This is a genomic window from Brucella sp. JSBI001, from assembly GCF_026014005.1.
GTDB classification, from domain to species: Bacteria; Pseudomonadota; Alphaproteobacteria; order Rhizobiales; family Rhizobiaceae; genus Brucella; species Brucella anthropi.
On the sequence record NZ_CP110339.1, the window covers coordinates 2448247 to 2468992 of the forward strand.

Genomic DNA, 20746 nt, shown 5'->3' on the forward strand with positions numbered 1-20746 from the left:
TCATGTCATATCGTATTTTGTTTGTTTTCCTCGGCTGCGTGGCGCTTGCACTTTTCCCCTTCGGGGCCGAAGCGCTGGGGCAGACGGCTGCATCCAGCCTTGTCACCCGGATCATGATCTATGCCATCGCCGCGGCCAGCCTCAATCTGATCCTCGGCTATGGCGGGATGGTTTCCTTCGGTCATGCCGCCTTCTTCGGGATCGGCTCCTATGTCGTGGGTATCCTTTATTTCCACCACGCCGAAGAGACATTGCTTTTCGGCTTCATTCCGGGTTCCGACCAGTTTCTGATCACCGTTCCGGCGGCAATGCTGGTGGCAGGTCTTGCCGCGCTGGTCATCGGTGCGCTGGCGCTGCGCACTTCCGGCGTGCAGTTCATCATGATTACGCTCGCCTTCGCCCAGATGCTGTTCTTCCTCTTCGTTTCGCTCAAAACCTATGGCGGCGAAGACGGTATCATCGTGCGCCGGGCAAATGATCTTTTCGGCCTCAGCCTGCGTGACAAGACGACGATGTATTATGTCATCCTCGTTTCGATGATCCTGTATTTCGCTTTCCTGTGGCGGGTTGTCCATTCGTCCTATGGCGCGGTGCTTTCCGGCATTCGCCAGAGCGAGCGGCGCATGACGGCCATGGGGATCGAAACCTATCGCTACAAGCTTTACGGCTTTGTCCTTGCCGGAATGGGCGCTGGTCTGGCTGGCGCGCTTCTCACCATCTTCATGCGTTTTGCAAGCCCGGATACGCTGCACTGGACCAAATCGGGTGAGTTGATGGTGATGGTCATTCTGGGTGGGGTCGGCACGTTCTTCGGGCCGATCTGGGGAGCAGCCGCCTTCCTGATCCTGCAGACCTATCTCGCCTCCTGGACTGAACATTGGCAGCTTGCCATGGGCATCATTCTGCTCGTCGTTGTTTTGGGAACCAAGGGCGGCATTGTCGGCGGCTGGCGCGCGCTTTGCCGTCCGTTTCGCAAAGACCGGAAAGTTGAGGTGCCCGCATGACGACGATATTGCAGGTCCGCGATCTGGTGAAACGCTTTGCCGGACTGGTCGCGACGGATCATGTGACGCTCGACGTCACGGAAGGGCATATCCATGCCCTGATCGGCCCGAACGGAGCGGGCAAGTCCACGCTCATCAATCAGCTGTGTGGTGAGCTGACGCCCACATCGGGGACGATCAGCCTGATGGGTGAAGATATCACCGATCTACCCGCAGCAACGCGTGTCGGGCGCGGGTTGGGACGCACGTTCCAGATATCGACGCTCCTGAACGACATGAGTGTGCGCCAGAACATCGCGATGGCGGTGCAGGCGCGCGAGGGGCACAATTTCCGGATTCTCGACAGTCTGAAAGGCCGCAGCGCCATCTGGCGTGAGGTTGATGCAATCCTTGCCGGAAGCCGTCTGGCCAATCACCCGGAGAAGCTTGCAGGCGATCTGTCGAGTGGTGGGCGCAAGCAGCTGGAACTGCTGATGGCGCTGGCCGGAAAGCCGAAGCTTCTGCTCCTCGATGAACCGATGGCTGGTCTCGGCCATGTCGAAAGCCAGGAAATGATCGAGCTTTTGCAGGGGCTGCGCGGCAAGGTTTCGATGCTGCTCGTCGAGCACGATATGGAGGCGGTGTTTGCGCTCGCTGACCGCATATCGGTGCTGGTCTATGGTCGCCTCATCCTCACAGGTACGGTGGAAGACATTCGGGCAAGTGAAGCTGTGCGGGAAGCCTATCTCGGCGGGGAGGAGGAACTGTGCTGAAAATCGAAGGACTTCAGGCCGCCTATGGCCATTCGCAGGTATTGTTCGACGTCTCGCTGGAGGTGAATGAAGGGGAACTGGTCACCCTCATGGGCCGCAACGGCATGGGCAAGACCACCACCATACGCACATTGATGGGTCTGCTCGCTCCAAAAGGGGGACAGGTCCAGATCGCGGGGCGCGACACGACCAGCTACAGCCCCGAAAAAGTGGCACGCCTTGGCGTCGGTCTTGTGCCGGAGGGCCGACAGATTTTCCCGACATTGACCGTGCGGGAAAATCTGGTCGCAACCGCATCCAACCGCTGCAAGCGACAGTCGCCATGGGATCTTGCCAAGATATATGCGCTTTTCCCGCGCATGCAGGAGAGGGCGGATCAGACGGCGGGCACGCTTTCAGGTGGCGAACAGCAGATGCTGGCCATCGGGCGTGCATTGATGACGAACCCGCATCTTCTGATCCTCGATGAAGCGACGGAAGGGCTTGCCCCCGTCATTCGCACGGAAATCTGGCATTGCATCATGCAATTGCGCGAAATGGGTCAGTCGATCCTTCTGATCGATAAGAATATCGCGGTTTTGAAGAAGTTGGCGGATCGCCACTATATTGTCGAGAAAGGCCGAACGGTCTGGCGCGGGACGAGTGCCGATCTCGAACGCGACCGTGAGCAGGTGCATGCTTATGTCGGTATCTGAGACGATCGTCCTCGTTGGATGGGGCGCTATCGGCAAGCGGGTTGCGGACCTTCTCGCCGAGCGGAAAAGTCCAGTAAGGATCGGCGCGGTGGCGGTGCGTGACCGGTCGGCATCCCGTGACGGATTGCCTGCGGGTGCCGTGCTTATTGAAAATCCTGCCGAGCTTGCAGCCAGCGGCGCAAGTCTCGTGGTGGAGGCGGCAGGTCGCCCCAGCGTCTTGCCGTGGGGCGAGGCGGCGCTTTGCGCCGGAATGGATTTTGCGATTTCATCGACATCGGCTTTCGTCGACGACGCCCTGTTTCAAAGGCTGAAGGATGCGGCTGCGGCCAGCGGCGCGAAGCTTATTATCCCACCCGGTGCGCTGGGCGGCATTGATGCGCTTTCGGCCGCAAGCCGGCTTTCGATTGAAAGTGTCGAGCATCGCATCATCAAGCCTGCAAAAGCATGGGCAGGCACGCAGGCCGCCCAGCTGGTGCCGCTCGATGAAATCAGTGAGGCCACGGTCTTCTTCACGGATACGGCCCGCAAGGCAGCCGATGCTTTTCCGCAAAATGCCAATGTCGCGGTGATTACTTCACTCGCGGGGATTGGTCTTGATCGTACCCGTGTCACATTGGTTGCAGACCCGGCAGCGCGTCTCAACACGCATGAGATCATTGCCGAAGGCGATTTCGGTCGGATGCATCTGCGTTTTGAAAATGGTCCGCTCGCGACCAACCCGAAATCGTCTGAAATGACCGCGCTCAACCTTGTGCGCGCGATCGAGAACCGTGTCGCCACGACGGTCATCTGATGCACTTGCTTAACGAAAAGCCCCGCAGTAGCGGGGCTTTTTCTATTCGGAAGCTTTATTCCGCATCCATCTTGCATTGTGCGGCATAGATATCGCCATGTGCGGTCAGGACTTTCTTCTCGGTCTTCAGATAAGGCTTGCCGTTGGCGCCTTCGGCTACACCCAGCGCATACCAATCCTGAACGGGATGCTGGTTCGGTCCGAGTTTGAATTCTCCGCGCACGGAAGGAATTTGCGCGGAAAGCAATGCCTTGCGGAATGTCTTGGCATCGATCTCGTCACCCGAGACGCCAGCAAGTCCGGCACCCATCATCAGCGCGGCATCATAGCCTTGTGCGGCATAATAGGTGATCGGGCGATCCCCGAATTTCGCTTTCCAGGCGGCAACGAATTTCTTGTTTTCCGGATTGTCGAAATCGTCGTTCCAGTGGCTGGTCACCCGTACGCCGTCTGCTGCCTTTCCGACAACATTGACGATCACCTGATCGAGCGATGCCGGATGGACGACCATCGGGATTTCTTTCAGCAGACCTGACTGCTGATATTGCTGCAGAAACGCAATGCCCATGCCGCCCGGTTCGAATTCATAGACCATCGCTGGCTTTGCGGCACGGATCTGCGCGATTTCAGCGGCAAAGTCGGTCTGGTCCATCTGGGTATAGACTTCGCCGATGATCTTGCCCTTGTAGAAGCGCTTGAACGCATCCATCGTCTCGCGCCCGGCCTGATAATTCGGCGCGATCAGGAATGCCGAAGGATAATCCATTGATTGCGCCAGCGCGCCAGCGCTTTCTCCCTGGCTGTCATCCTGCCAGGAGCTGACGAAATAGTTCGGGTGGCATTCCTTGCCTGCAAATTCGGCAGAGGCGGTGTTGGGGCTGATATAGATGCCGCCTTCGTCGAGAATATCTGGCAGAGCCGCACCGGCGACATTGGCGAAGACCATGCCGGTAAAGAGTTTTACGCCCTGTTCGGACAACATGGCTTCGGCAATCTGCTTGGCGTTGCCTGGCTTGAGGCCGTCATCCTCGACCTTGAGCGCGACCGGCTTGCCTCCCAGCTCACCGCCATTCTGATCGATTGCGAGCTGGAAACCGTCCCGAATGTCCTGCCCAAGATAACCGGCAGGGCCGGACAAGGTTGTGATCATGCCGATGGTGACGGGTTCCTTGGCGAAAGCCGCGACAGTTCCGGCCAGAGATAGACAGAGTGCCGAAGCACCAAGCAGTGAAAGCTTGAGCATGAAAGTTCCTCTCTTGATTGCCCTTCACGACCTTTTCTCTGTCCCGCGCTTGAAAACGCTGTTCCGGACAGGAGGTCTTGCCGGTCATTTCATGCTGAAACTTGAAGTCCGTAAACTGAACACTCTTCGCACTGCTATGAGGCTCAGGAATATCAGAAGGGTGTGTTCGGGGTGGGAGGGAGCCTGTCTTTAACCTGTCTTCAACCTGTCCGGGCAATTTCCCGAAGCACCTGAATGAACAGGTCGGCCGTGGCGGAACGGTTGCTCTCAGGAAGGGTGGTGATCCCCAGAAAGCCGGAAGTCGCGCCAAGTTGAACCGGCAGGATGGCGAGCTGTCCCGACGCTTCTTCAATCCGCGCCACCTGCGCGGGCATGACGCAAATATAATCCGCCTGCAAAAGCAGGCCCCTATTGATGAGCGGTGAGACGGATTCGACGGATTGTGCAGGCGGCGGAACGCCTTCCTCGCGGAATGTGCGATCAATCTGGAGGCGGAGATTGGTTTCCTTCGGCGGCAAAATCCAGTCCCATTCGATCAGATCATGAAGGCGAAGTGCGGGGCGCAACGTCAATGGATGGTCGCGGCGCACAACGACGACGGCGTTATCCGGAATCAGGACTTCCTGCACGAGATTGACCGGTTCATGCCGCTCGGAAAGGCGGCCTATCACCATGTCCAGCTCACCCGCCCGCAATGCTGGCATCAAGACATCATCCGTTCCCGTCACGACCTTGACCACGATGCGGCGATTGTCGCGCCGGACTTTGGCGATGGCTCTGGGAAGCAGATCGGCAGACGCTGAAAGCAGGGTCCCGATGGCCAGCCGTCCGCCTGTCCCGTCGCGCAGATCGGCAAGATTTTGCTCGGCCACCATCAGATGAGCCAGAAGACGTCTTGCATCTGTGGTCAGCTGCATACCCGCATGGGTCGGGACAACGCCCCTGTTGGTGCGCGTGAAAAGCCGCAATCCGGTCAGGGCTTCGATTTCCTGCAATGCCTTGGTGACGGCGGATTGGGTAACGTTCAACCGATCGGCAGCGCGCGCAATGCTGCGCTCCTCCTCGATCGCATCGATGATGCGGATATACCGGATCGTCAGATGATTGGTGAGCAATGCCATATCGCCTCCTCAAGGATATGTCCGCTCACAGATATTCTATTTCCTCATATCTGTCGCGGTCAGAATTCACTTTCCTTTGTCGGCAGGACTTGGAAATCTCTCTTCGAAATGGGTTGAGGAGAATTGGAATGACGAAACGTCACGCGGAGATCGCTGGCGCAGGCATTGCGGGGCTGGCTTCTGCCACAGCGCTCGCCCAACGCGGATGGAGCGTAAGGGTGCATGAGCGCTCGCCCAATCTGCGCACATTCGGCGCCGGGATTTATATCTGGAGCAATGGCCTGCATGTGCTCAAGGCCCTCGGCGCTTACGACGAGGCCGTGATCGGCGCTCATGAGGGACCGGAATTCCATACGCGCGATCACCGCAATGAAACGATGGAAGAGATTCCAATCAATGGCAACGGACCAGCGCGCCTTATAACGATCCTGCGTGAGACATTGCTGACGGCATTGCTCAATGCTGCGCGTCGCGCGGGCGTTGAAGTCGTCACTGGCGCGGAAGCTGTCGGGGCAACACCGGAAGGTGAATTGCTGCTGGCCGATGGTAAGCGCCTTGCCGCCGATCTGGTCATCGGGGCGGATGGCATCAATTCCAAGGTCAGGGATTCGCTCGATCTCATGATGTACCGCAAACCGCTTGGCTATGGTGCCGTGCGTATGATGATAAAGCGTGATAGCGCAGACGCTCCCGTTGAAGATCTGCCGCGCTATATCGAGCATTTCTCCGGCTCGCGCCGTATTCTTTATACTCCCGCCAGCGAGACCGATCTCTATATCGCACTCTGCGCATCGGTCGAAGACGAGGCGGCCTATCGCACACCGGTCGATACCGCGCTCTGGACCGAAAGTTTCCCGCATCTTGCATCTTTGATCGCTCGTTTCGGCGATGCGGGGCGGTGGGATGCATTCGAAGTCCTGAAGCTGAAATCATGGAGCAAGGGCCAGGTGGCGATCCTCGGTGATGGCGCTCATGCGATGCCGCCTTATCTCGGACAAGGTGGTGGTTGCGCTCTGATGAATGCGCTTGGGCTGGCGGTTGCGCTGGACGAACATGCGGATGTGAGTGAAGCGCTGGCTGTCTGGGAGGCGCGCGAACGCCCACTGACCGAACATACGCAGGATACTGCGGAGCGACTGGGCGACATGAATTACTGGCCCGACGATGTGCGCTCGCAAGTGCTGAGAATTACCGGGAAATGCGCTCCGCTTGGTGCCGAACGCATGAAGACCGCTTTGCATATTCCAACAGGCGCTGCCTGAAACGCCGGATGATGGAGATTTCTATGAACTCGATGAAAATTGGCAACAATGTTTTTTCCTGGGATGAAACCGGAAGCGGCCCGGCCATCGTGCTGCTTTCCGGATGGTGTCAGGATCACCGCCTGTTCAAGACACTGGCGCCGGAACTGGCGAAGAATCATCGCGTCATCCGCTTCGACTGGCGCGGTCACGGCGACCATCGCGACCATGACGGCGACTTCGACATCAACCAGCAAGCCGACGATCTTGTTGCTTTCGTCGACGCGCTGGAGCTTGAGACCTTTCTTCCCGTCTCGACCTCTCATGGCGGCTGGGCCAATATCGAAGTCACTGACCGGCTGGGATCAAGCCGCGTGCCGAAATCGGTTGTTATTGACTGGATCATGAACCAGCCGAACGAAACCTTCTTCGAACTGATCGACGGTATTCAGGACCGGCAGGTCTGGGAGAATGGTCGTGCAGGCTTCTTCGATTACTGGATCGGCGACACGAAGAACGCCGATATCGTCAATCACGTGAACAACGAGATGGCGGGCTATTCCTATGAAATGTGGGCCCGCTCGGGGCGGGAAATCGGCAAAGCTTATCGCAAATGGGGCAGCCCCATGCAGCGCATGGCGGCCATGGCCGAAAACCGTCCGGTCACCCATATCTATTCGCAGCCATTCGAGCCGGAATATACGCAGGCACAGGTGGATTTTGCGGCGCGCAATCCGTGGTTCCAGCCTCGGAAGCTGCCGGGCACGACCCATTTCCCGACGCTTGAACAGCCTGCGAATGTGGCTAACGTCATCAGCGTGTTCAACGCATGATAGCGCTCACTGAAGAAGCAGGCTTCGAGCCTGCCCGCCTTGATCGCGATTACAATGCCAAGGCCACCGTTTCGCCGGAAGCCTTCGCCGCCGAAATGGTGCGCTATCGCGAGGCAAGCATCGCGCCCCGGGCCGATTGGGGCCGGCATTTCGACGTCGTCTATGATGAAGAAAGCGGACAGCGGATCGATATTTTCGGCCCGCCTTCCCAGAGTGGACCGTGTCCGGTCTTCGTGTTTGTTCACGGCGGTTACTGGCGCGCGCTATCAAAGGAAGATTCCGCCATGATGGCGGGGATGCTCGCGGCCGAAGGTATTGCGACCGTTGTCGTCGATTATCGTCTGGCGCCCGAAGTCTCCCTTGCGGAAATTACGCGGGAGGTGCGCGCAGCTCTGGCCTTCGTCTGGCGTCATGGACGGGGATATGGTCTCGATCCCGACCGGATAGCGGTTGGGGGGAGTTCGGCAGGTGGTCATCTTGCGGGTGCGCTTGTTGCAGAAGGCTGGCAGGACGATTTCGGTTTGCCGTCGGATGTTGTGAAGTTTGCCATGCCGGTCAGCGGGCTTTTCGAGCTTGCACCACTGGCGGCAGCCTTTCCGCAGGAATGGCTGAATCTCGGGCCTGCCGATGTCGATCAGCTCAGCCCGATCCGCCACATTCCCGTGCGCGGTTGTCCGATTGCCGTGGCATGGGCAGAACATGAGGCTGACGGTTTCAAGCGTCAGTCCCGCGCTTATGCCGAAAGCTGGGCTGCAGCAGGCGGAGAGGCGAGAACCATCGAGGTCGCAAACCGGAACCATTACGATATTCTGATGGACTGGTGCTCGTCCGAAACCGAGATGTCGCAGGCTCTGCTAACCGGTATTCGCAACATCGGTTAGCACTACAGTTGCATTCTTCGTGATGCCGGGCTGCAAAGAGCTATTTGTCTGCGTTCCGGTGCTCACGTACCTTTAAGTACGCTCCGCTCCGGTACTCGAAAATCACTCTTTTCGCCACGGCCTGACGAATTTGCAACTGTAGTGTTAGAGCGTATCCCGAAAAGTGTGAAACGGGTTTCGGAAAAGATGCGCGGTTCAAAGCAAACATTTGGAGCACCGATCTGATTCGATCAGATCAATGCTCTGATCGGCTTTCGAAAAGAAATTGTACGGTCGCGTAGCGAAGTGCGGCTGGTGGTTTCGCGCGGGCAAAACTTGCCAGCTTTATACTAATTCATGCGGTTATCCTCATGGATATATGGTTTTAAGATGAATTGTCGCATGAATTAAAACATCCCATTCTGACCGTAACGATGATCTGGGCGTGGCCCGAATTTTTAGATTGCAGAGGCTTTCTGATGCAAAAATCCGACGTGCAGCTTTTCATAGGTGGTGAATGGCGCAAGACCGCCAATACGCTTCCCATCATCAATCCCGCAGACGAGACTGAAATCGGGCAGGTTGCGGTCGCGGAACGCGAGGATCTGGAGGCGGCACTTCAGGCGGCGTGGGACGGTTATCAGGTCTGGCGCAACACTGCGCCTGCGGCCCGTGCTGCGATCATCATGAAGGCCTCGGCGCTCATGCGCGAGCGGCAGGAAGAGATCGCACGCGCGATTACGCTGGAAAACGGGAAACCGATCAGCGAAGCCCGGCTTGAGGTTATTCGCGGCTGCGAATTCTTCGAATGGGATGCTGGCGAGTGCATTCGTTTCTATGGCCGCGTCATTCCGAGCGCGCCCGGCATTCGCTATATCGTCGTGCACGAGCCAATCGGTCCGGTCGCAGCGTTTGCGCCGTGGAATTTCCCGATGAGCCAGCCAGCACGCAAGATTGCGGGTGCTCTGGCTGCCGGTTGCTCCATTATCCTGAAAGCTTCCGAGGAAACACCGACGGCGGTGACACATATTGCGCGTGCATTCGAGGATGCAGGCCTGCCGGACGGTGTGCTGAATCTGGTCTTCGGCGTTCCTGCCGATATTTCGCAGTTTCTTATCCCGCGCCCCGAAATCCGGGCGATTGCGTTCACCGGATCGACTGCCGTCGGCAAACACCTGACCGAAATCGCTGCGCGCCACATGAAACCGGCGCTGATGGAACTTGGCGGCCACGCTCCTGTCATCGTTTGCGAGGATGCCGATCCGGTCGTTGCGGGTATTGCCTCGGCGCGCCGCAAATACCGCAATTCGGGTCAGGTATGCACCTCGCCGACGCGCTTCTTCGTTCATGAAAGCCATTATGAACGTTTCACTGCAGCCTTTATCGAAACGGCGCAATCGATCCGTGTGGGTAACGGCATGGATGAGGGGGTCCAGATGGGCCCGGTCGCCAATGATCGCCGCGTCATGGCTCTCGAAGAGCTGGTCAGCGATGCAGAAGCGAAAGGTGCGAAACTGCTTTTCGGTGGTCGTCGCCTGAAGAACAATGGCTATTTCTTCCCGCCAACGGCTCTGGCTGAACTGCCGGACGATGCCCGCGCGATGTCGGAGGAGCCATTTGGTCCGCTGGCGCTGATCAATCCGGTTGCCTCTCTTGATGCGGCTATTGAAAAGGCGAATTCGCTTCCGTTTGGTCTGGCGGCATATGGTTTCGCAAACTCAGCGGAAAATGTGGACCGTCTGATGACGGGGCTGGAAGCTGGAAACGTCTCCATCAACACGCTTGAGGCTTCTGTTGCCGAGACGCCATTTGGTGGTGTCAAGGATAGCGGACTTGGCCGCGAAGGCGGCGCCGAAGGACTGCATCATTATACGGTCGTGAAAAACGTCTCGCACCGTCTGGTGAACAGCCTGTAGGCGACGTCTCTTTAATCGCTTCTCGGACCCGTCGCCATTGATCACTGGCGGCGGGTTGGCCTGCTTCGGTACTCAAGGTGTCAAAGACACCGGCAAGTTACATGCCCTGTTCACTGACTTGAAATGCTGTCCGTGACGATTACTCATCCGGTCATCATTCGATAGATTGCCGGTAGAGCGACAGGCAGTTTCGACAGTTTGGCGACAAGAGCGTAGTTTCTACGGCCGAAAAGCGTGGGAAGGTATGCATTCGCCTCCCGATCAACGGTCACGGCAAAGACGTTGACGCCTGTTGTGCGTGCTTCAGCAACGGCCCTGCGACTGTCTTCGAGTGCGAACCGGCCTTCATAATGGTCAACATCGTTCGGTTTGCCGTCCGTCAGGACCAGCAGAAGCTTCTTTCTGTTGGGCTGTTCGGCAAGTTTTGCTGTTGCGTGACGGATGGCGGCTCCCATGCGCGTGTAGAAACCGGGCTTCAACGCCGCAATCCGGTGTTCTACGGCAGAACCGAAAGTTTCGTCGAAGTCCTTTACCGTTTCGACCCGCACCCATGAACGACGGCGCGAGGTAAAGGTCTGGATGGAACAGCGGTCGCCACAGGCAGCAATGCCATTGGCCAGAACCAGAAGCGCCTCCTTTTCCACATCCAGCACACGCCGATTATCGATCCACGCATCGGTGGATAGCGACACATCGACCAGAATGGTGACGGCAAGGTCGTTTGCCTTGGGTCGGCTCATCAGGTGCACGTGGTCGCTGCCCTGTCCTCCGGCGGCAAAATCGCATCGTGAACGGACCACGGCATCGAGATCGAGATCGTTGCCATCGCGCTGCGCACGCATCAATTCGCGGCCTGGCCGCAGGATCTCGAACTGGCGGCGAACCCGGCGCACAAGGCTTTGCGCTTCATCATCCAGTTCCAGCGCTTCTTCACGGTCCTGCGCTGGTGCTGCCAGAACACTGCAATGGTCGGGAAGATAGGTTGCCTTGCGGTAATCCCATTCCGGATAGGTCAGTTTGGCGGCGAGAGCCGTTCGATCGACCGCTTCTGGCGGCAGATCGAGATCGAAACGGAAACGGGCCGCAGGTCTGCCCTTGCGTTCGCCCAATGTAAGATCGTCAAGCTCGTCTGCAGATTTTGCATTCTGCTCGTCGCTATCGTCCGTTGGCCTGTCGACGCTCACCATCTCCGCCATGGCAAGGATTTTCTCAAAGCGATTGAGAATGAACGGGCTTCTGTCGGCCAGCCTCGGATTCTGCTTCTCGCGGTTGGCAATCTGCCGTCCGGTTTCGACACCGTCCGCCTTGCTGTTCAGCACTGGCTGGTCATCGTTATCGCGCGGCGCGGTCTCTTCGCGTCTGATCAACTCCGGCCAGAGCGGGACGGGCAGGGCGGGCAGATAGCTCGCGGGTGCGCAATGCGGAAAGATCGTAGGGAGACTGTCGTCCGGCAGTCCTGCGCCTTGTTTCAGAAGCGCCAGAATGCGCTCCTCCACTTGTTGCTCCAGACCATAGAGCGGACGTTTGGGGCGCACAGCCAACACCGCTTCGCACAATCGCGCATAACGTTTCTGCAGGCCCGGAAATATCCGGCAAGTCTTCGCAACCGTATCCGATGCCACTGCAAGCGCTGCAAGATTACGGCGCAATGGGTCATGCGGAAGCTCGCCCACTTCAGTCGGCATAACCGCCATATAGCCCGTGAGCCAGACATAGAGATCGTAATTGAGCGTTTGATCTGGAAAGAGCGCAATTTCGGGCGGCAGCATCAATGTCGCTTCATCCCGCAACGGCTGACTAAGTTTCTCTTCGCCCAGAGCCATGCGCTGCCGCAAGCCCAGCCTGTGCCCTGAGGTTCGCGCACGGGCCGGGGCAATCTGTACGGCAACATCGCCACCAAAACCACGAAAGCAGATGGCGAGCTTCTGGCGAATATCGCCAAGCTGCACGGCGTGCTGGGGATAATGCGACCACGATCCGGTCTTGCCGATCAGGCGGTGCCAGGCCCGGCCAACGGTTTCCTCCAGTTCCAGAAAATCCAGCATGATATGCCCGCCTATTTCAGCATTGCATCGGCAACTTCAATCAAAGCGGCTTTCACGTCAGGTTCATCGGTCAGCGGCTCGATCATCGCGGCACGCGCCGCTTCGCGTTGCGACATGCCGGCGTCGATCAGCGTGGCGCAGTAGACCAGCAGACGGGTTGAAACGCCTTCTTCCAGATCATGGCCTTTCAGCCCGCGCAGCCGGTGAGCCAACGCCACCAGTGGCGCAACCTTTTGAGCCGCGAGGCCGCTCTCTTCGCTCACTACCGCGATTTCCTGTTCCTTGGGCAGGAAGTCGAATTCAATGGCGACGAAGCGCTGGCGCGTGCTCGGCTTCAGTGATTTCAACAGGTTCTGGTAACCCGGATTATAAGATACGACGAGCATGAAGCGGTCTGGTGCTTCAAGCAACTCGCCGGTACGTTCCAATGGAAGAAGACGGCGGTCGTCAGTCAGTGGGTGCAGAACCACGGCCACATCCTTGCGCGCCTCGACAATCTCATCGAGATAGCAGATACCGCCTTCACGCACTGCGCGGGTCAGCGGACCGTCGACCCATATTGTATCGCCACCTTTCAGCAGATAGCGCCCGGTCAGATCAGCAGCCGCCAGATCGTCATGGCAGGAAACCGTAGAAAGCGGCAGGCCGAGTTTTGCGGCCATATGGCTTACAAACCGCGTCTTGCCGCAGCCGGTCGGTCCTTTGAGAAGCAGTGGCAGCTTGCGCGTCCAGGCCATTTCGAAGAGCGTGCATTCATTGCCGGACGGGCTGTATGGTGGGATCGAGACATTGGCATTTTCTACATTTCTGAGAATGGGGTTCATGGCCGTTTTCCTTTGTATCAGGCAATGAAGCCCCGCCTGATGGCGGGGCTTGGTGTCGATCATTCAGCGGGTTGTACGAAGCCGGAGGTATTTTCGCGGCGTTCCTTGCCCGGAACCAAGACGGCCCAGATGAACATGAAGGCCGAGATCACCACGACGACGCCTGAGCCGAGACGGATCCAGTAGAACAGCGCCAGCTGGTCCTGCACGACCATGAAGCTTTCACCCAGAACACGCTGCAGGTGGGTCTGGACAACACCTGCGAAGGTCAGTGCAAAGGTCATCACGGACATGGCCGTGCACATGGCCCAGAAGCTCACCATGGAGAGCATCTGATTGTATGGCGCCCGTCCGCGCAGTTCCGGGATCGCATAGGCCATGACTGCGAGATTGAGCATGACATAGGCACCGAAGAAGGCGAGGTGTCCGTGGGCGGCGGTAAGCTGCGTGCCGTGGGTGTAATAGTTGACCGACGACAGCGTGTGCAGGAAGCCCCATACGCCCGCACCGAAGAAGGCCATCACCGAGCAACCGATGGACCAGAGAAGGGCTGCACGGTTTGGATGTTTGCGACCGGCCTTCCATGTCATCACGAAGGTGAAGATGACCATGGTGAAGAACGGAGCGACTTCCAGTGTCGAGAACAGCGAACCGATCCACTGCCAGTAGCCCGGCGCACCGATCCAGTAATAGTGGTGACCTGTTCCGAGAATGCCGGAGAACAGCGCCAGACCGACGATGACATAGAGCCATTTTTCGACGACTTCACGGTCGATGCCGTTCAGCTTGATCATCAGGAAGGCGAGGATCGACGCCATGATGAGTTCCCACACGCCTTCAACCCACAAATGGATGACATACCACCAGTAGAGCTTGTCGAGTGCGAGATTGATCGGATTGTAGAAGGCGAACAGGAAGAACAGGGCAAGGCCCCACAGACCGAACAGAAGGATGTTGGTCACGGTCGTCTTGCGGCCCTTGAGCGCCGTCAACGTGATATTGAACAGGAAGATCAGGCAGACGACGACGATGCCGACCTTGATGATGAATGGCTGTTCGAGAAATTCACGCCCCTCGTGAATATGGAACAGATAGCCGACAACGGCGACACCGGCCGCCACGAAGAACAGCCAGAACTGGATGACGGCGAGTTTGGTGCTGTAAAGCTCGGTTTCCGTTTCTTCCGGCAGAAGATAATAGGTCGAACCCATGAAGCCCATCAGCAGCCAGACGACCAGTGCATTGGTGTGGATCATGCGAACGATGTTGAAGGGCAACAGCTCTGACAGCGTATTGGGCAGAACATAGATCGTACCGGCGAGAACACCGAATGCGACCTGCGCGATGAACAGCACGAGCGCTCCATAAAAATAGAGCATCGCGACCTTTTGGCTTTCATATTTCATATCATAAAACTCCGTTCATCCCGCGCTCAGCCTGCCTCGTTGGGCGGCCAGTTCTGCGTCTTGATGCGACTCGTCCATTCGAGGAAATCAGCCAGATCGTTGAGTTCCTGTTCGCTCAGGTTGAACTGGGGCATCTGGCGACGCCCTTCTATCCCCGTGGGCTGCGCCTGCATCCAGGCTTTCATCGTCTCGCGTGCGCCTTCCGGATCTTCTTCGCCACCCCAGCGCTTCCAGACATTGCCAAGCTCGGGTGCAAAATATGCGCCTTCGCCAAGCAGTGTGTGGCAATTGATGCAGGAGTTTTTCTCCCAGATGTGCTTGCCGCGCGCGACCGCATCGGTCAGCGTCGATTCATCCGTGGAGGTGGTTTTCATGTAGTAATGGCTGTGCGCCGTCAGCCCCACGAAGATCGCGAAAAAGAAAATAGACCCGCCGTAGAAGACGTTTCGTGCGCCGGTCTTGGTTAGGCGTTCTGCCATCCCCTTCGTCCTTTCATTGGCCGAAGGCGGAGCCTCGGCATCAAATCCCCCGTCGATAGTGCGGCTGGTCAATCCCCTCGCCAGCATCACGGGACAGGACTGTTCTATCGGTCGGAGGAAAGCCTTCTTTGCGATTTGGCAAAGACCGGAGCATTTCCGAGCCGAAAGTGCGAAGCGGCTTTGCGTCGGATAATACGTAAAAACAAAGAGATAGCGTGCTGCTCAGAGGAGGAAGCGCACTGCGACAGAACGCACCAGTGCCAGTGTGAGCAGAACGGCGGGCCAAGCCAGCAAGGCAGGCTTCAATGTGCCGTCGGTTCCGCGCATTTCCATGAAGTCGAGGATGACGAACCAGCCTTTGGCAAAAGCGAGGATCAGTACAATGACGATAGCTGCGAGCATCCCGGCGCTGGTGCCTGCGATAAATGCACCGCTCATAGCGAGAATGATCAGAACGACGAATGTACGGGTCAGGGATGAATGGTCACGATCGGACACTGCGGGCCTCAGGCAAGATAAAGGACAGGAAACATCACCAGCCAGACGAGATCAATCGCGTGCCAGAGCGTCGTGATCAGCAGAACATTGGAAGCAGATGGTCGCCATGCGACCAGCGCCAGAATGATCGATCCGAACAGCACATGCATGAGGTGAAAACCGGTCAGGAGAAAATAAAGCTCGAAGAACGAACCAGTTGCTTCATCACCAGCAAACTGGATTTCATGCGAATATTCGACGAGCTTGATTGCTACAAAAACGAGGCCGAAAAGGGCGGCATATAAAAGCGGACGGCGAGCCTGACTAGCATTGTGACGTCTGCGCACGGCAATTGCCGCCTGCCAGCCGCTCATCAGCAGCACAACGGTGTTGGCTGCAGCGAGGCCGGGGCTGAGATGCGCGCGCAACTGCGCAACGCCTTCCACATTGATGGCCGACATCACCATGAACGCAATCAGCAGGATTGCGAAGGCAACGAGTTCGCTCCACACGAGGATCCAGAGCAGAAGATCATCTTCCGCGCGATCCTCCGCGTTGATTGCAGTTATGGCCAAATCTTCGGTTCCAGACATGGAACATGCCTAGCGCCCGCAGTTCAGGCCTTCTTTGCGTTTTGGCAAAGAAGAAATGCACTGACGACGACATTGTATCCTCGCCATAGAAAAGGAAATTTCAATGACGGATGCACAGATCGGGCTCATGGTCGCAACACCGGCGATCATCGGCTTTTCACTGGTTCTTTATCGTATGGGCGCTTTACAGGGCGCGGGCACGCTCTCCGCCGTTGCGGCTTCCATCGTGATTGCAGCCGTTCTTTTCCTTGGTCAGTAGGTAGAGGGAAGAATTATGGACGCGCCGTCAGTCTTGCACGCGACCGATATCAGCCGCCTCGAGGCCCACCATCATGATCTGCTGGAACTGTGTCTGCGGTTGGAGGAAATCGCTGAGGATCTCGAGACCGGCACCTCTGTGCAGGAGTACCGGCGGATATCAACGCTCATTCCGCGTCTTGTTGGTGAAACCCATGCGCTTGAAGAAGAAGTTCTGTTTCCAGATTTCAGTCGGCAGGCTCATTCCCATTTCGCCAACGCCATCATTGAACGCCTGAAGGCGGAACATCGTTGTGACCGGCTGGCCGCCGAGGAATTGTCACAGACTTTGATGGCAATTGCAGACGGTCGTTGCCGTCTTGCTTCCGACACCATTTCATACATGGTGCGTGGCTTTATGGAGAGCGTACGCCGCCACATCCTGTCGGAAAAACTGATGATAGAGGCGCTGCTGGCAGCGAAATCCGAGGAGCGGGAAGTTTTTGGATGAGACGAAGGCGATATGCCGGGCGTCTTTCGTTCGGCATACCGTGTTTCCGGCTGTTCTACCGTTCGCCGTCGGCAAGCCGTCTCACACCTGACATATTGAGTACGGTCAGTTTCTGGCGGCCGCCCCGAACAAATCCTTGCGCTTCCCAGCCGGTGAGAATGCGCGACACTGTATGCAGTGTCGTTCCGGTCATCTCGGCGATATCCTGTTTGGTGATTGGAAAATCGATCCGGATGCCGTCATCTTCTTTCCGGCCAGCCTGACGGGCGAGGCGCAGAACGGTGTGCGCGACACGCCGTTCCACTTCTTCCGTCGACATCTCACGGATACGCGTGTGGGCTTCTTCCAGCCTTTTGCCGATTGTCTGGATCGCATTCATTGCCAGACCGGGATTCTGCTCGACAAAATAATCCCAAAGCTCGGTTGGCCAGGCCAGTACGATGCTTTCCGCCACGGCAATCGCTGTGCCGGGATAATCGCTTCTCTGCAAGGCTCGGGCAAAGCCGAAAAGGTCCCCCGGATGCACCATGCGGACGATGATCTGCTGTCCGTCCGGGGTGATCTGATTGACCTTCAACCGCCCGTGCAGGAGGAGGTAGAAAAGAACGGCATCGTCGCCTTGCTCGAAAATCGCCTCTCCCGGAGGAACGCGCTTTGTAGTTGCATACGAAACAAGCTTATCGAGTTCGCCATCACTCATTTTGGCGAACAAGGACAGTTTCCTGACTAGTCCGCGATCTATCAAGGACATTGCGTTTCTCACACTCCAAGACCCTGTATCTACCTTAGCACAGCAAGGCGGGCTTGGAATTGTTTTCGGAGCCGGGGATCGGGCATTCACAATTAATCCCTCATGCGCCGATGTTCTGGATGCGCTTCCATACCACAGCATACCAGCGGTTGTCTCGGACCAGCCGGAAACCGAGATTGTCGGGTGGAACGCCGACGCTGCATCCTCCGGTTTTCGGGTTGCGAATGAAAGAGCTCATCGCAGCGCGGTGCTTGCCATTGACGACATAAACGCCGCACGATGGCACTTCCGCGGCCTGCTTGCCGTAGGCATCGATATTGACGCGGCGGTGGCAGGTCTGCGTCCATTCCCACACATTGCCTGCGATATCGGCCACGCCCAGCTCGTTGATACCGAAAGCGCCGGCGGGGCGTCTGGTCGGGCTCCTGTCCAGCTTGCGAGCGCTTTGTTTTTCGTAGTCTCTCAGCCAGCGGATTGCCGGATTGGCCGCAGCATCGTCCTCAATGCCAAGGGCGTCGTCGGGAAAGCGCGAGCCAGCAGCGAATGCCCATTGCTCGTCTGTCGGCAGATGCCAGATTTCGCCGGTTTTGCGTGAAAGCCAGTCGGCATAATTTTGCGCATCATCATAGCTGACGCCAACGATCGGACCCTCTGCATCGGATGCGTCGTGATTGTGCGGCAGGGCCTCGGCAGACTGGCAGTCGCCGTCGGCGACGCAGCGCTCATAGTCAGATGTGCTGACCTGATACTTCATGATCTCGAATGCCCGCTGCAGCTTGCGGGTCGTCAATGGGGCGTCAACGGGGTAATTGTTCTTCTGAAAGTCGCCATCGGCCCGATACGTCATGGTACGAGGAGCGATAACGATCATTTCCGGACCAACGGCCGACGCGTCCGGCATTGTGCGGTCCGGACGTCCGACGACATCAACGACGATCAATCCCGCGATGACTGCCAGCAGAACCGCCGGAACGGCCACGGCAAGCTCGCGCAGACACTTTTTTCCTTTGCCTTCGTTCATCGGATATCAGGGGACCGCATCCGTCCGGGAGGCAGATGGATGCAGTCCCGAGCCTTTCATCCTAAAGCATGGCCAGAGCATTTCCAGCGAATGTGCGAAGCGGTTTCGCGTGGATAATGCGTGCAGAGGGAGAGAGCGGTTCCGATTCCGTTTTGACTGGAGCCGCTCCAGGTTTGCCAAAGGCGCTCTGGGAGGCGAAGCGCCTTCATACATTCGCTTTACGTGCCAGATGGTGCGAGAACCGACGTCATCAGATCGTCGTTCCATTCACCCGTGACCTTGAAGTGGGCGGCAGCGCCGAGTTCAAAAGCCTCGATCAGATTGTGGTTCACATAGGCGTAGATGCCGGGCTGCTGGAACGTGTAGAAGGCTGCTCCGGCGGCACCACCCGGAATGAACCAGGTTTCCTGATCGACGTCGGGCGGCGTATTGAACTTGCCGGTCGCCCAGACATAATCCCCATGCCCCCCGATCAGATGTGGTCTCGTATCGCGGTTGGCCTGCGAGTGGACGATCAGGACTTTCTCGCCAACCGCCGCCGTCATGGCCTTGTCGCCAGTCAGTGCGCCCACAGCGCCGTTGAACACCACATGGGTGGGAGTGAGGGTGCGCATGACCTTGACGGTGTCTTCATAAGCGTCGCCGGGCGCCTCGTATTTCTTGTATTTGCCGTTCTCGTCGCGCGGTACATAGAAATCCTGTTCGCCGACATAATAAATCTTGTCGTAGGTCAGTGCTTTGCCTTTGCCGTCATGCAGACCCTCGCGCGGCAGCACCATGATCGCACCATTCATGCCCGATACGACATGCCAGGGAACCATTCCGGGAGGTGCGCAGTGGTAGACGAAGACGCCGGGCTTGGTCGCCTTGAAGCGCAGGATGGTCTTTTCTCCCGGATTGATTTCGGTCAGCCCGCCGCCGCCCAATGCACCGGTTGCCGCATGGAAATCGATATTGTGCATCAGAGTGTTGGTTTCAGGGTTGATAAGTGTCAGTTCGAGATAATCGTCCTGATGCACGACCATCAGCGGTCCTGGTACGGTGCCGTTGAATGCCATGGCGTGAACTTCGGTTCCCGCATCATCAATGACGATCTTCTTTTCCTCGATCACCATGGTGAATTCGACCACCTTGGGTCCGCCTTCTGCAACCTGACTATGGGCATGCACGAAGGGAGGGTCCACAAGCTCCACCTTCTGGCGTGGAAGTGCTGCTATTTCTGCCGCAGTTGCCTTCCGCACCGCGCCTTGTCCCCAGGCGGATGTGGTTGCCAGAACCGGCGCAAGCGCCCCAGCCAGGGCGGCTCCTGCCAATATGGTGCGGCGACTGATTTGCATCTGTTCGGCCATCGATACTCTCCTTTACGATAGGACCGAGCATTTCCTGCTCTGTCATGCCAACTATAGGAAGAGGCACTTCGATGTTCCTTGACTGCGATCAAGGTGATACAAAAATTGGGTAATATTAGATATTTAATATCAATGACTTAAGCTGGCTGATTGACGTCTGTCCCGCTTTATTTGCGCTGGAACAAAGGCTCAGCCGAAGGGGTTTGGCCAAAAGTGAAACCAGCGAACAGATTGGCTCTGTTCGCTGGTTTCGATGATGCGGATATGCGTCGGGAGATTAATCTCCAAATCGCGCTTGTACTTCAGGCATCGCCATCTCCGGAATCCACTCCGGCTCGTAGGTCAGTTCGACATTGACTGCATGAACCCCTTCGACAGATTCGGCGCTCGCACGAACGGCATCAGTCAGATAACCCGCAGCCGGGCAACCGGGCGTTGTCGTCGTCATACTGATATCGACAGTTCCGCCATCACCAATGTCGATACTGTAGATCATGCCAAGGTCAACGAGGTTGAACCCAAGTTCGGGATCGAGCACCAGACGCAGATGTTCGATGATCTGCCTCTCCAGCTGGTCATGTACCGTGTGTTGCAT

At 57.4% G+C, this 20746-nt stretch carries 22 protein-coding genes; 10 read left to right on the forward strand and 12 right to left on the reverse strand.

What is annotated here, in order from left to right:
• Positions 1-2: 2 nt before the first annotated feature.
• Genes LJ361_RS11485 through LJ361_RS11500 form a run of 4 tightly spaced genes read left to right on the forward strand, consistent with a single transcriptional unit; the run spans position 3 to position 3244 of the window.
• Entirely contained in the window at positions 3-1004 is a 1002-nt protein-coding gene (locus LJ361_RS11485) for a branched-chain amino acid ABC transporter permease (RefSeq protein ID WP_264811552.1), read from the forward strand.
• On the forward strand, positions 1001-1756 hold the full coding sequence (locus tag LJ361_RS11490) for an ABC transporter ATP-binding protein (protein ID WP_010660594.1): 756 nt from the start codon (positions 1001-1003) through the stop codon (positions 1754-1756). The genes LJ361_RS11485 and LJ361_RS11490 overlap by 4 nt, the downstream gene beginning before the upstream one ends.
• Positions 1750-2451, forward strand: coding sequence for an ABC transporter ATP-binding protein (locus tag LJ361_RS11495; RefSeq protein ID WP_012093676.1), 702 nt, complete (start codon positions 1750-1752; stop codon positions 2449-2451). The genes LJ361_RS11490 and LJ361_RS11495 overlap by 7 nt, the downstream gene beginning before the upstream one ends.
• Positions 2438-3244, forward strand: a complete 807-nt coding sequence (locus LJ361_RS11500) for an aspartate dehydrogenase (protein WP_264811553.1) — start codon at positions 2438-2440, stop codon at positions 3242-3244. The genes LJ361_RS11495 and LJ361_RS11500 overlap by 14 nt, the downstream gene beginning before the upstream one ends.
• A gap of 55 nt (positions 3245-3299) precedes the next feature.
• Here the strand turns inward: LJ361_RS11500 and LJ361_RS11505 are convergent, their stop codons facing one another.
• Positions 3300-4487 (reverse strand): ABC transporter substrate-binding protein, encoded by a 1188-nt coding sequence (locus LJ361_RS11505; protein WP_029928735.1) that lies wholly within the window; start codon positions 4485-4487, stop codon positions 3300-3302.
• Between the two features lie 200 nt (positions 4488-4687).
• A complete protein-coding gene (locus LJ361_RS11510; protein ID WP_010660599.1) occupies positions 4688-5608 on the reverse strand; it encodes a LysR substrate-binding domain-containing protein in 921 nt (306 codons plus the stop codon).
• Positions 5609-5736: 128 nt separating this feature from the next.
• Here LJ361_RS11510 and LJ361_RS11515 point away from each other — a divergent pair, with 128 nt between their 5' ends.
• From LJ361_RS11515 to LJ361_RS11530, 4 genes are all read left to right on the forward strand, one after another.
• Positions 5737-6870: an FAD-dependent oxidoreductase gene (locus LJ361_RS11515; RefSeq protein ID WP_264811554.1), complete on the forward strand. Its 1134-nt coding sequence runs from the start codon at positions 5737-5739 to the stop codon at positions 6868-6870.
• Between the two features lie 23 nt (positions 6871-6893).
• Complete coding sequence (locus tag LJ361_RS11520; protein ID WP_151607376.1) at positions 6894-7682, forward strand: alpha/beta hydrolase; 789 nt, start codon at positions 6894-6896, stop codon at positions 7680-7682.
• On the forward strand, positions 7679-8563 hold the full coding sequence (locus LJ361_RS11525; RefSeq protein WP_151665154.1) for an alpha/beta hydrolase: 885 nt from the start codon (positions 7679-7681) through the stop codon (positions 8561-8563). The genes LJ361_RS11520 and LJ361_RS11525 overlap by 4 nt, the downstream gene beginning before the upstream one ends.
• Before the next feature lie 458 nt (positions 8564-9021).
• On the forward strand, positions 9022-10458 hold the full coding sequence (locus LJ361_RS11530) for an NAD-dependent succinate-semialdehyde dehydrogenase (protein ID WP_151576772.1): 1437 nt from the start codon (positions 9022-9024) through the stop codon (positions 10456-10458).
• Positions 10459-10601: 143 nt separating this feature from the next.
• Here LJ361_RS11530 and LJ361_RS11535 read toward each other — a convergent pair whose 3' ends face one another.
• The 6 genes from LJ361_RS11535 to LJ361_RS11560 form a co-directional block, all read right to left on the reverse strand.
• Positions 10602-12503, reverse strand: a complete 1902-nt coding sequence (locus LJ361_RS11535) for a nitric oxide reductase activation protein NorD (RefSeq protein WP_264811556.1) — start codon at positions 12501-12503, stop codon at positions 10602-10604.
• Positions 12504-12514: 11 nt separating this feature from the next.
• Positions 12515-13327 (reverse strand): CbbQ/NirQ/NorQ/GpvN family protein, encoded by an 813-nt coding sequence (locus tag LJ361_RS11540; RefSeq protein WP_010660605.1) that lies wholly within the window; start codon positions 13325-13327, stop codon positions 12515-12517.
• A 59-nt stretch (positions 13328-13386) separates the two neighbouring features.
• On the reverse strand, positions 13387-14733 hold the full coding sequence (locus tag LJ361_RS11545) for a nitric-oxide reductase large subunit (protein ID WP_010660606.1): 1347 nt from the start codon (positions 14731-14733) through the stop codon (positions 13387-13389).
• Between the two features lie 26 nt (positions 14734-14759).
• Complete coding sequence (locus LJ361_RS11550) at positions 14760-15212, reverse strand: c-type cytochrome (RefSeq protein WP_010660607.1); 453 nt, start codon at positions 15210-15212, stop codon at positions 14760-14762.
• A gap of 222 nt (positions 15213-15434) precedes the next feature.
• The gene (locus LJ361_RS11555) at positions 15435-15650 is read right to left on the reverse strand and encodes a cytochrome C oxidase subunit IV family protein (protein WP_413775056.1); all 216 of its coding nucleotides are present in this window, start codon (positions 15648-15650) and stop codon (positions 15435-15437) included.
• 68 nt (positions 15651-15718) lie between these two features.
• On the reverse strand, positions 15719-16282 hold the full coding sequence (locus LJ361_RS11560; protein WP_010660609.1) for a cytochrome c oxidase subunit 3 family protein: 564 nt from the start codon (positions 16280-16282) through the stop codon (positions 15719-15721).
• Between the two features lie 103 nt (positions 16283-16385).
• On the opposite strand from LJ361_RS11560, the gene LJ361_RS11565 reads away from it, so the two are divergent.
• Both LJ361_RS11565 and LJ361_RS11570 read left to right on the forward strand, forming a co-directional pair.
• Positions 16386-16541, forward strand: a complete 156-nt coding sequence (locus LJ361_RS11565) for a hypothetical protein (RefSeq protein ID WP_010660610.1) — start codon at positions 16386-16388, stop codon at positions 16539-16541.
• Between the two features lie 15 nt (positions 16542-16556).
• On the forward strand, positions 16557-17030 hold the full coding sequence (locus LJ361_RS11570) for a hemerythrin domain-containing protein (RefSeq protein WP_151607381.1): 474 nt from the start codon (positions 16557-16559) through the stop codon (positions 17028-17030).
• Between the two features lie 55 nt (positions 17031-17085).
• Here the strand turns inward: LJ361_RS11570 and LJ361_RS11575 are convergent, their stop codons facing one another.
• The 4 genes from LJ361_RS11575 to LJ361_RS11590 form a co-directional block, all read right to left on the reverse strand.
• Positions 17086-17781: a Crp/Fnr family transcriptional regulator gene (locus LJ361_RS11575; protein ID WP_010660612.1), complete on the reverse strand. Its 696-nt coding sequence runs from the start codon at positions 17779-17781 to the stop codon at positions 17086-17088.
• 100 nt (positions 17782-17881) lie between these two features.
• Positions 17882-18802, reverse strand: a complete 921-nt coding sequence (locus tag LJ361_RS11580; protein WP_264811559.1) for a formylglycine-generating enzyme family protein — start codon at positions 18800-18802, stop codon at positions 17882-17884.
• 218 nt (positions 18803-19020) lie between these two features.
• Complete coding sequence (gene nirK / locus LJ361_RS11585; RefSeq protein ID WP_010660614.1) at positions 19021-20151, reverse strand: copper-containing nitrite reductase; 1131 nt, start codon at positions 20149-20151, stop codon at positions 19021-19023.
• 277 nt (positions 20152-20428) lie between these two features.
• Complete coding sequence (locus tag LJ361_RS11590) at positions 20429-20746, reverse strand: metal-sulfur cluster assembly factor (protein ID WP_010660615.1); 318 nt, start codon at positions 20744-20746, stop codon at positions 20429-20431.

Excerpts from the sequence above, each read along its gene's own strand:
- LJ361_RS11485 (WP_264811552.1), top strand. The coding sequence starts at position 3 with ATGTCATATCGTATTTTGTTTGTTTTCCTCGGCTGCGTGGCGCTTGCA.
- LJ361_RS11490 (WP_010660594.1), top strand. The coding sequence starts at position 1,001 with ATGACGACGATATTGCAGGTCCGCGATCTGGTGAAACGCTTTGCCGGA.
- LJ361_RS11500 (WP_264811553.1), top strand. The coding sequence starts at position 2,438 with ATGTCGGTATCTGAGACGATCGTCCTCGTTGGATGGGGCGCTATCGGC.
- LJ361_RS11505 (WP_029928735.1), bottom strand. The coding sequence starts at position 4,487 with ATGCTCAAGCTTTCACTGCTTGGTGCTTCGGCACTCTGTCTATCTCTG.
- LJ361_RS11510 (WP_010660599.1), bottom strand. The coding sequence starts at position 5,608 with ATGGCATTGCTCACCAATCATCTGACGATCCGGTATATCCGCATCATC.
- LJ361_RS11515 (WP_264811554.1), top strand. The coding sequence starts at position 5,737 with ATGACGAAACGTCACGCGGAGATCGCTGGCGCAGGCATTGCGGGGCTG.
- LJ361_RS11520 (WP_151607376.1), top strand. The coding sequence starts at position 6,894 with ATGAACTCGATGAAAATTGGCAACAATGTTTTTTCCTGGGATGAAACC.
- LJ361_RS11525 (WP_151665154.1), top strand. The coding sequence starts at position 7,679 with ATGATAGCGCTCACTGAAGAAGCAGGCTTCGAGCCTGCCCGCCTTGAT.
- LJ361_RS11530 (WP_151576772.1), top strand. The coding sequence starts at position 9,022 with ATGCAAAAATCCGACGTGCAGCTTTTCATAGGTGGTGAATGGCGCAAG.
- LJ361_RS11535 (WP_264811556.1), bottom strand. The coding sequence starts at position 12,503 with ATGCTGGATTTTCTGGAACTGGAGGAAACCGTTGGCCGGGCCTGGCAC.
- LJ361_RS11540 (WP_010660605.1), bottom strand. The coding sequence starts at position 13,327 with ATGAACCCCATTCTCAGAAATGTAGAAAATGCCAATGTCTCGATCCCA.
- LJ361_RS11545 (WP_010660606.1), bottom strand. The coding sequence starts at position 14,733 with ATGAAATATGAAAGCCAAAAGGTCGCGATGCTCTATTTTTATGGAGCG.
- LJ361_RS11550 (WP_010660607.1), bottom strand. The coding sequence starts at position 15,212 with ATGGCAGAACGCCTAACCAAGACCGGCGCACGAAACGTCTTCTACGGC.
- LJ361_RS11555 (WP_413775056.1), bottom strand. The coding sequence starts at position 15,650 with ATGAGCGGTGCATTTATCGCAGGCACCAGCGCCGGGATGCTCGCAGCT.
- LJ361_RS11560 (WP_010660609.1), bottom strand. The coding sequence starts at position 16,282 with ATGTCTGGAACCGAAGATTTGGCCATAACTGCAATCAACGCGGAGGAT.
- LJ361_RS11565 (WP_010660610.1), top strand. The coding sequence starts at position 16,386 with ATGACGGATGCACAGATCGGGCTCATGGTCGCAACACCGGCGATCATC.
- LJ361_RS11570 (WP_151607381.1), top strand. The coding sequence starts at position 16,557 with ATGGACGCGCCGTCAGTCTTGCACGCGACCGATATCAGCCGCCTCGAG.
- LJ361_RS11575 (WP_010660612.1), bottom strand. The coding sequence starts at position 17,781 with ATGTCCTTGATAGATCGCGGACTAGTCAGGAAACTGTCCTTGTTCGCC.
- LJ361_RS11580 (WP_264811559.1), bottom strand. The coding sequence starts at position 18,802 with ATGAACGAAGGCAAAGGAAAAAAGTGTCTGCGCGAGCTTGCCGTGGCC.
- nirK (WP_010660614.1), bottom strand. The coding sequence starts at position 20,151 with ATGGCCGAACAGATGCAAATCAGTCGCCGCACCATATTGGCAGGAGCC.
- LJ361_RS11590 (WP_010660615.1), bottom strand. The coding sequence starts at position 20,746 with ATGCAACACACGGTACATGACCAGCTGGAGAGGCAGATCATCGAACAT.